At 49.6% G+C, this 8,150-nt stretch carries 9 protein-coding genes; 7 read left to right on the forward strand and 2 right to left on the reverse strand.

Features of this window, described 5'->3' with window-relative positions; genetic code table 11:
• The 4 genes from KDK13_RS06520 to pth form a co-directional block, all read left to right on the forward strand.
• The coding region (locus KDK13_RS06520) for a hypothetical protein (protein ID WP_257284168.1) at positions 1–210 on the forward strand (210 nt) is incomplete at its 5' end.
• Complete coding sequence (locus KDK13_RS06525) at positions 198–1,139, forward strand: ribose-phosphate pyrophosphokinase (RefSeq protein WP_257284169.1); 942 nt, start codon at positions 198–200, stop codon at positions 1,137–1,139. The genes KDK13_RS06520 and KDK13_RS06525, both read left to right, overlap by 13 nt.
• Positions 1,140–1,284: 145 nt before the next feature.
• On the forward strand, positions 1,285–1,899 hold the full coding sequence (locus KDK13_RS06530; RefSeq protein WP_257284170.1) for a 50S ribosomal protein L25/general stress protein Ctc: 615 nt from the start codon (positions 1,285–1,287) through the stop codon (positions 1,897–1,899).
• 15 nt (positions 1,900–1,914) lie between these two features.
• Complete coding sequence (gene pth, locus KDK13_RS06535) at positions 1,915–2,529, forward strand: aminoacyl-tRNA hydrolase (protein ID WP_257284171.1); 615 nt, start codon at positions 1,915–1,917, stop codon at positions 2,527–2,529.
• A 40-nt stretch (positions 2,530–2,569) separates the two neighbouring features.
• On the opposite strand, the gene KDK13_RS06540 is transcribed toward pth, so the two are convergent.
• Positions 2,570–3,574, reverse strand: a complete 1,005-nt coding sequence (locus tag KDK13_RS06540; RefSeq protein WP_257284172.1) for a D-alanine--D-alanine ligase — start codon at positions 3,572–3,574, stop codon at positions 2,570–2,572.
• A gap of 69 nt (positions 3,575–3,643) precedes the next feature.
• Complete coding sequence (locus KDK13_RS06545) at positions 3,644–4,864, reverse strand: hypothetical protein (protein WP_257284173.1); 1,221 nt, start codon at positions 4,862–4,864, stop codon at positions 3,644–3,646.
• A gap of 227 nt (positions 4,865–5,091) precedes the next feature.
• Here KDK13_RS06545 and trpR point away from each other — a divergent pair, with 227 nt between their 5' ends.
• From trpR to ychF, 3 genes are all read left to right on the forward strand, one after another.
• Entirely contained in the window at positions 5,092–5,364 is a 273-nt protein-coding gene (gene trpR / locus KDK13_RS06550) for a trp operon repressor (RefSeq protein WP_257284174.1), read from the forward strand.
• A gap of 64 nt (positions 5,365–5,428) precedes the next feature.
• Entirely contained in the window at positions 5,429–6,691 is a 1,263-nt protein-coding gene (locus tag KDK13_RS06555; RefSeq protein WP_257284175.1) for an amino acid permease, read from the forward strand.
• Positions 6,692–6,837: 146 nt separating this feature from the next.
• Positions 6,838–7,929, forward strand: coding sequence for a redox-regulated ATPase YchF (gene ychF / locus KDK13_RS06560; protein WP_257284176.1), 1,092 nt, complete (start codon positions 6,838–6,840; stop codon positions 7,927–7,929).
• Positions 7,930–8,150 lie beyond the last annotated feature (221 nt).

The raw sequence follows: 8,150 nt of genomic DNA on the forward strand, positions 1-8,150 counted from the left end.
GCATCAGGTTTTGATCCTGACATGCGGGGGTTCGAATCCCTCCACCCCAGCCATTATTCTGTCCGTATGCGCTATCTTACTGAAAGTCGTCTCCTGCCATCTGTTGATGCTGATCTTTCGGGCAGTGCTTTGTCTGAATCCTTTCTTATTACTCGAATTTTCCACCTACGCCCAGTATCCAAGCAAGGTAATTTCCCGTGTCGAAAATGATGGTGTTTGCCGGCAACTCAAATCCGGATTTGGTTCACAAAGTTGTCAATCACCTGCATATCCCACTTGGCAAGGCTTACGTTGGCCGTTTCAGTGATGGCGAGTGTGCCGTAGAAATTCAGGAAAATGTCCGTGGTCGGGATGTTTTTATCATCCAGTCCACCTGTGCGCCAACCAATGATAATCTGATGGAACTGCTGGTGATGGCGGATGCCATGCGTCGCTCTTCTGCGATACGTGTAACGGCAGTTTTGCCTTATTTTGGTTATGCCCGCCAGGATCGTCGTCCCCGTTCCAGCCGTGTACCGATCAGTGCCAAAGTGGTTGCCGATATGATTGCCGGTGTGGGTGTGGATCGCGTCCTGACGGTTGACTTGCATGCGGACCAGATTCAGGGGTTTTTTGATATCCCTGTGGATAACGTCTACGGTTCACCCATTCTTCTGGACGATATTGAACGTCGTGGTTACAGCGATGTGATGGTGGTTTCGCCGGACCATGGTGGTGTCGTTCGTGCCCGGGCCGTGGCCAAACGTCTGAACTCTGACCTGGCTATTATCGACAAGCGTCGTCCAGAGGCCAACAAGAGTGAAGTGATGAATATCATTGGTGATGTTTCCGGGCGCACCTGTATTCTTGTTGATGATATGGTAGATACTGCCGGTACATTGTGTCAGGCGGCTGCGGCCCTGAAAGAGAAGGGTGCAAAAGCTGTTTATGCATATTGTACTCATCCCATTCTCTCTGGTCGCGCCCTGGAAAATGTAGCCAACTCCCAGCTGGATGAGCTGGTGGTTACCAATACTATTCCCCTGAGTCCGGCAGCCCAGGCGCTGGATAAGATTCGTCAGCTGGATATGTCGACTTTGCTGGCTGAATCTGTGCGCAGAATCAGTAATGCCGAATCCATCAGCGCAATGTTTCAGTAAATACCCAGTCTGATACGGGAAACATATTTTGTTTTTTTGCGCCATGCCGGTATGATATCGCACCTTTGAATCCCTTTGGGGGTTCTTTTTGAACAGCCTGACGCTGCCTGGTCGCAAGGTGGTGGCAGGTATATTGGAGATAATCATGTCTGAAACAATCGTTTTAAACGCAACAGCGCGCAAGGATATCGGGAAAGGTGCGAGCCGCCGCCTCCGTCGTGCTGACCTGGTTCCTGGTATCATCTACGGTGGTGAAGCTGAGCCTGTACAGATCACTCTGGAAGGTAAGGCCATCCGTAAGGCCCTGGAAGTGGAAGCTTTCTACTCCCAGGTTCTGACCCTGACGGTTGACGGCGCCAGACAGCAGGCCATCCTGAAGGATCTGCAGCGTCATCCTGCCAAAGAGTTTGCCATGCACCTGGACTTCCTGCGTGTTGATGCAGACCATGAGATCACCACTAATGCGCCTCTGCACTTTATTAATGAAGAAGAGTGTGTTGGTGTGAAGGCTGGTGGTGCGATCGTACACAACCGTGTCGATCTGGAAATCAAGTGTCTGCCAGGTGATCTGCCAGAGTTCATCGAAGTTGACATGGCCAAGGTTGAAGTGGGTGGCCACGTTCACCTGAGCGACCTGGTCATTCCTGCGGGCGTTGAAGTTATCGCTCACGGTCAGGATCTGGATATCGCCAGTGTTCAGGCTACTCGCGGTGGTTCTGAAGAATCTGAAGAGTCTGCTGAAGCCACTGGCGAAGAGTAAGCACAAGGAGGCATTATGGCAAAATCTTCGGAGCTCTTGTCCTCAAAAGAGTCGATTCGACTGGTTGTGGGGCTGGGAAATCCCGGAGCACAGTATGAAGATACCCGCCATAATGTCGGCTTCTGGTACGTTGAGCAGTTAGCAAGAAGCCATGGTGCTATCTTGCAGCCAGAAAAGAAGTTTTTTGGTATGACTGCCCGGGTGCTGATAGGCGGACAGGAAGTTCGCCTGCTTAATCCTGTAACCTTTATGAATCGAAGTGGTCAGGCTGTTGGATCCATGGCGACTTTCTTCAAAATCCCTCCTGAGTCTATCCTTGTGGTTCACGATGAGCTTGATCTACCCGCTGGCGTTGGCCGCTTGAAGCAGGGTGGCGGCCATGGTGGTCATAATGGCCTTAGAGATATTATCGCTTCTCTTGGCAACAGTCGTGAGTTTTTGCGGCTTCGTCTTGGCATCGGCCATCCCGGAAATAGCAAAGATGTGGTTAACTATGTGTTGACCAAACCATCGGTTGCAGAGCGGCAAAAGATTGATGCTGTTATTGATGAATCTGTCCGGGTAACACCTGAAGCTTTGAATGGCAAACGATCCAAAGCGATTCAGGAATTGCATACATTTTCTGCCTGAGTTTTTCTCTGGTACCTGCTTTTGGTTTGAATAGCGACTGCTACTGGATTGATACATTCAATTCAGGGATTGGCCAGTAACCACCTTTAACATACTGTTTTTCCTTTCTAAGCATGGCGTTGTCGATCAATCGGCATATCAGTTCCTCAAACTCTATTCCGGCATGCCTTGCGCCATCGGGAAACAGGCTGGTGGGCGTCATTCCGGGAAGGTTGTTAATTTCAGAAAAAATCGGCTCTCCTCCGTCTCCGGGAACCATAAAATCGGAGCGGCTGATATCCCGGCAGCGAACCAGTTGGTGTGCCTGCAGAGCGATCTCCTGAACTCTTTTTCTCTGATAATCGGTAATCCGGGCCGGAATAATGTGTTCGCTCAAACCCGGCGTGTAGCGGTGGGTGTAGTCGTACCAGGCATCATCAGGCGTAATGATTTCTGTGGTCGGAAGCACCTGTGTGGTGTCCAGCTCAAGTACCCCGGCGGTCACTTCACTGCCATGAATAAATGTCTCCACCAGTAGTTGCTCATCTTTCTCAAAGCCGTTTCTGAGCCGTTCTGTCAGTTCTTTCTCACCACGGGCAAACTGAATGCCGATACCTGAACCCTGGGCGAAAGGCTTGATAATAACTTTCTCCCCGAGCGCTTCAATGCACTGACTGACGGATGAACGTAACGGATCCTTCCCGGAAACAATGCAATCTTTTGCCATGGGGATGCCTGCAGCCTGCAAAATACGCTTGGTAGTGACTTTGTCCATGGCGCATGCACTGCCTAAAACCGTTGAGCCCACATAGGGGATGCCCATAACTTCAAGAAGTCCCTGAAGGCAGCCGTCCTCTCCCATTGGGCCGTGGGCAACAGGAAAAACAACATCAACCCGGTGGAAGGTCAGGTTAGCGGGCAGCATCTCATCCAGCTCAAGAGTGACTACCTTCTGATAGTTTTTCTCCAGGGGCGGGCTGATGCGACCTGCGGAAAGTCTTGAAACACTGGCTTCAGGGGAGGGGCCTCCACAAATAATTCCTACGGTTATACTTCTGTCTGGCATCTGGTGGCCCATAAGCTTAAGAGTACAGTTGATAAATGTAGTTGTTTTTAGTGTCCTGCATGTTGTTAATTAATATTCCGAGGTTGCCCAGCGATAAAACCCGGAGGCCAGAATAAAGCCCAGTCCTGCTTTCATAACGGTATAGATGTAAGGTGAAGATGAGAGGTAGCTGGCAATAATATAAAAAAGCATGGCTGTACTTGCTATCTCTACGGTTGCCAGAACGCCTCCTGCGGCGCCAGTCAGGCTGGGAATGCTTTGCATTCCTAAAGTGTGGCCTATGGTACCTGTAAACGGGCTGGTGCTTTTCCAGAGTTTGCTGATGTAAGGATGCCTTTGGGCATGGTCGGGAAGATCATATAGCGATGGAAAATCCTCGATGATTTCCCAGTCGTTAACAAGAGCCTTCAGATAATGCTGGTCGCCGGTAGATGTAATCAATGCTACTGGTTGAGCATCAAACTTGCTGTTGCCTTTACTCTCTTCAACAATCTGTAATTTTCTGGCTGCTTCCATGAGCTGATTGAGGTCCTGTGATTCTGGACTGGCGCCAGTATCACTATTCAGAAAATGCATCTGGTTTCTGAGGAGTAAAGAGCTTTGCGTTACAGGAGGCTCGTTGCCGGTGGCTTCACTTTTTTCATATGGTTTTGTGTCATATATATTTGCTGTTGCTATTTCTGTTGGCAATGCACCAACCCCTCGTTTACTTAAAGACAGAACGGCAACCGATGGTGTTGTGTTGATAATGCCATTGTCGACCCTGTGGCATAGCAGGGCATCGACGGTTGAAGTTCCATCAAAATGCCGTTCATTTAACACTCTGATGATTTTTGGTGCGGCCACTCTGGCTTGCTGACTGATTTTATCGGTTTCGCTTTCAGTTTGCCCCCGGCTCTGGGGAATGAGAGAGAGGTGGGTGATTTTTTTGATTCGCTGATCGTGGCAATAATAGCTATTTAATAGCTGAGGGAGGCTTTCAGGTATAAGGATCGGGGGGGAGCATGGGTCGATGAAGTCATTGGCAGGGGCGAGCACTCGGTTGTTGCCAATAAGAATGCCTTTTGCCATTCTTTTTTCCCTCGCCAGGGGGGTGTCGGCGCAGTGGTCAAAGTGAGCGGTAATGACGGGGGGGGCGTCGGAGTGTTTTTCAAGGGTATACCCAATGGCTGTCAGGTACGGATCGTTAGTTTCCATGGGTTCAATGCTCTCTGCTGCAATGACTGTGAGTGAATAAGCTGCCAATGCAGGTATCGCTGTAAAAATAACGGTTTTGATAAATTGATTCACAGGGTTGTCGCCTTGGTTATTAAGGTAATAAGTTTCAGATGTTGAGCGCTTGGACATTTTTTTGTGCAGATAATTCTATTTTTTGAGAACGCCTGTCAGTTTGGTTCAGCCAGAACCGGGATTTAATTATTTTAATTGTGTTTTTTAGTATTTTCCGTAATATCCGAGATTCGTGTACTTTTGTACTGTTACACCAATACGGGTGGCTGAGATAAATTGAACAAGGCATGAAGACTGAGTCCTGGTTTCAGGTAATCAAACTGCTGAAGGGACAGCAGGATTTGGAAGCGTTGCATGAGGTTATGCGGGTGTTACTGACTCAAGAAGAGCGGGAAGCCATTGGCTCAAGATTGGCCATTATGCGGGCACTGCTTTCGGGAGAAGAGTCTCAACGGGAGATCGCCAGGCGGATCGGGGTGAGCATCACCAAGGTAACCCGTTGTTCAAATTATCTGAAAACGCTATCTGACAATGAAATGGCGATGATTGAACAGATCTGAATAGCCATTGTCTTATTAGAAAACACACTTAAGCAAATAGTTTCATACAGCAGTAGGAATAATAATGTCTGAAGCAGTTAAAACGGAATGTTCTCCGGGCTCTGTCAGGAAGCAGGGTTCGGTTCTTGGAGGAACGGTGATCGTAGCCGGAACCGCGATTGGTGCCGGAATGTTTTCACTGCCGGTGGCCACCAGCGGTCTCTGGTTTGGTTACTCAATGCTGCTGATGGTCTTTACCTGGTATTGCATGTACAGTGCATCACTCTATCTACTGGAAGCCAATCTGCGCTTTCCTTTGGGGGCGAGTTTTGATTCCATTGCCGAGGGCACTATTGGCTCTATTGGTCGTGTTGTTAACGGTGCTTCGGTTGCCTTTCTCTGTTACATCCTGACTTATGCCTACATCTCGGGAGGCAGTTCCATCATTACTTACTCTCTGGAGGCTGTAGATGGTGTCTCTCTCTCCCCGCCGATGGCCAGCTTTGTTTTTGCCCTGGTGCTTTCGGCTATCGTAATAACCGGAACCCGTGCCGTTGACCGGGTCAGTACCGTGCTGGTTGGTGGCATGGTTATTACCTTTCTGTGGAGTATCGGCGGCTTGCTGGGCAATGCGTCATCTGACTATCTGATGCCGGGCCTGTCGTTTGCCGAAGTGTATCCGTTCTCTTTCGGAGCATTGGGCTTTCTGACGGTCAGTTTCGGTATGCAGACCGCTGTACCCAGTATCACCCGTTACCTCAACAAGGATGGAAAGCAGGTACGGTTTGCTCTATTGACGGGCTCGTTGCTGGCTCTGGCGTTTTATGCCCTGTGGCAGTTCAGTTTCTTTGGGAACCTGCCTCGTGAAGCGTTCCCGGCCATTATTGCTGCCGGGGGCAATATTGGCGATATGCTGGGCGCACTTTCCGAGTCTGGCCTTAATGTGAATATTTCGAATGTGTTGCAGTGGTTTGCCAATATGGCGGTGGCCAGCTCATTCCTTGGCGTTGCCCTGTGTCTGTTTGATTACATCGCAGACCTGTTTGGTTTCGATAACAGCTTTGCGGGTCGCCTGAAAACAGGTGTGATCACGTTTATCCCGCCAACCCTGCTGGGCGTGTTTCTGCCCAATGGTTTTATTACTGCCATTGGTTTTGCCGGGCTGATGCTGGTGGTTTTCTGTATTCTCTCACCGGTGGCGATGGCCTGGATCGGTCGTCAGCGGGGTGAGGGTGGCTACCAGGTGCCGGGCGGGATTGTGAGAATGGTACTGATTTTCCTTTTTGGTATTGCTGCCATGGTGCTGGCGGCTCTTGATTTGATGGGAGCTCTGCCAAAGTTTGGCTGATTCTTCTTTTATCTGATTCGATCGAATGCCCGGGAAGTATTTTTCCGGGCGTTTTTTTATCGGTCGACATAAAATTTCTGAAATTTTTTCCCTCAGTCTTTATAATTCGCCACCATTAACTATCTTCAGGAGCGAGCAGAAGCGCTATGGGTTTCAAATGTGGCATCGTTGGATTGCCAAACGTTGGTAAGTCAACGCTATTTAATGCCTTGACCAAGGCGGGTATTGATGCAGAAAACTTCCCGTTCTGCACCATTGAGCCCAATGCCGGTGTTGTTGCCATGCCAGATCCCCGACTGGATAAGCTGGCAGCAATCGTTAAACCTCAGCGAGTGTTGCCGACCACCATGGAGTTCGTGGACATCGCCGGTCTTGTTGAAGGGGCTTCCAAAGGGGAAGGCCTGGGTAATAAGTTTCTGGCCAATATCCGCGAAACGGATGCGATTGCTCATGTGGTTCGCTGCTTTGCCAATGACAATGTCATTCATGTGGCTAACAAGATTGATCCCCGTGCTGATATTGAAATCATCAATATGGAACTGGTGCTGGCGGATCTTGAAAGCTGTGAAAAACAACTTCAGCGCGTTGCCCGTTCTGCCAAGGGTGGGGATAAGGATTCAGTCGCCCAGAAGGGATTGCTGGAAAAAATCATCCCGCACCTGGAGGCTGGTAATCCGGTTCGTTCTCTGGACATGAGTGATGATGAACGAAAACTTGTCCGTTTGTTCCACCTGCTGACCATCAAACCCACCATGTACATTGCCAATGTGGATGAAGATGGTTTTGAGGATAACGAATACCTGGATACCGTTCGGGAAATTGCTGCTCAGGAAGGCGCTGTGGTAGTTCCGATCTGTAATAAACTGGAATCAGAAATTGCCGAACTGGATGACGACGAGCGCGCAGAGTTTCTGGCTGACCTGGGAATGGAAGAGCCAGGTCTGGATCGTGTTATCCGCGCTGGTTATGACCTGCTTGGTCTGCAAACCTACTTTACCGCAGGGGTGAAGGAGGTCAGGGCCTGGACGGTGAAAGTGGGTGCAACCGCTCCCCAGGCTGCCGGTGTTATTCATACCGACTTTGAGCGTGGTTTTATTCGCGCGGAAGTCACTGGCTATGATGATTTCATCAAATACAATGGTGAACAGGGTGCCAAAGAAGCGGGTCGTCTGCGTGTAGAAGGTAAGGCCTATGTCGTCCAGGATGGTGATGTTATGCACTTCCTGTTTAATGTCTGAACCTTTCTGAAAAGGATTTTGAACAAGGCACGGGAAAGCGTGCCTTTTTTCGTTGTACCCGTGAATCGAGTGTTTGTCTGTCGTCGTGTTATTAATCGGCTTCGCTTATAGGCTTTTTGCTTGACAGGCTCGGGTGAAATCACTAAAGTGCGCACCATCTTTCGGCGGCTAGGTAGCTCAGTTGGTTAGAGCACAGCACTCATAATGCTGGGGTCGGCAGT

Origin of the sequence: Endozoicomonas sp. SESOKO1 (genome assembly GCF_024606265.1) — a bacterium.
Lineage (GTDB): Bacteria > Pseudomonadota > Gammaproteobacteria > Pseudomonadales > Endozoicomonadaceae > Endozoicomonas.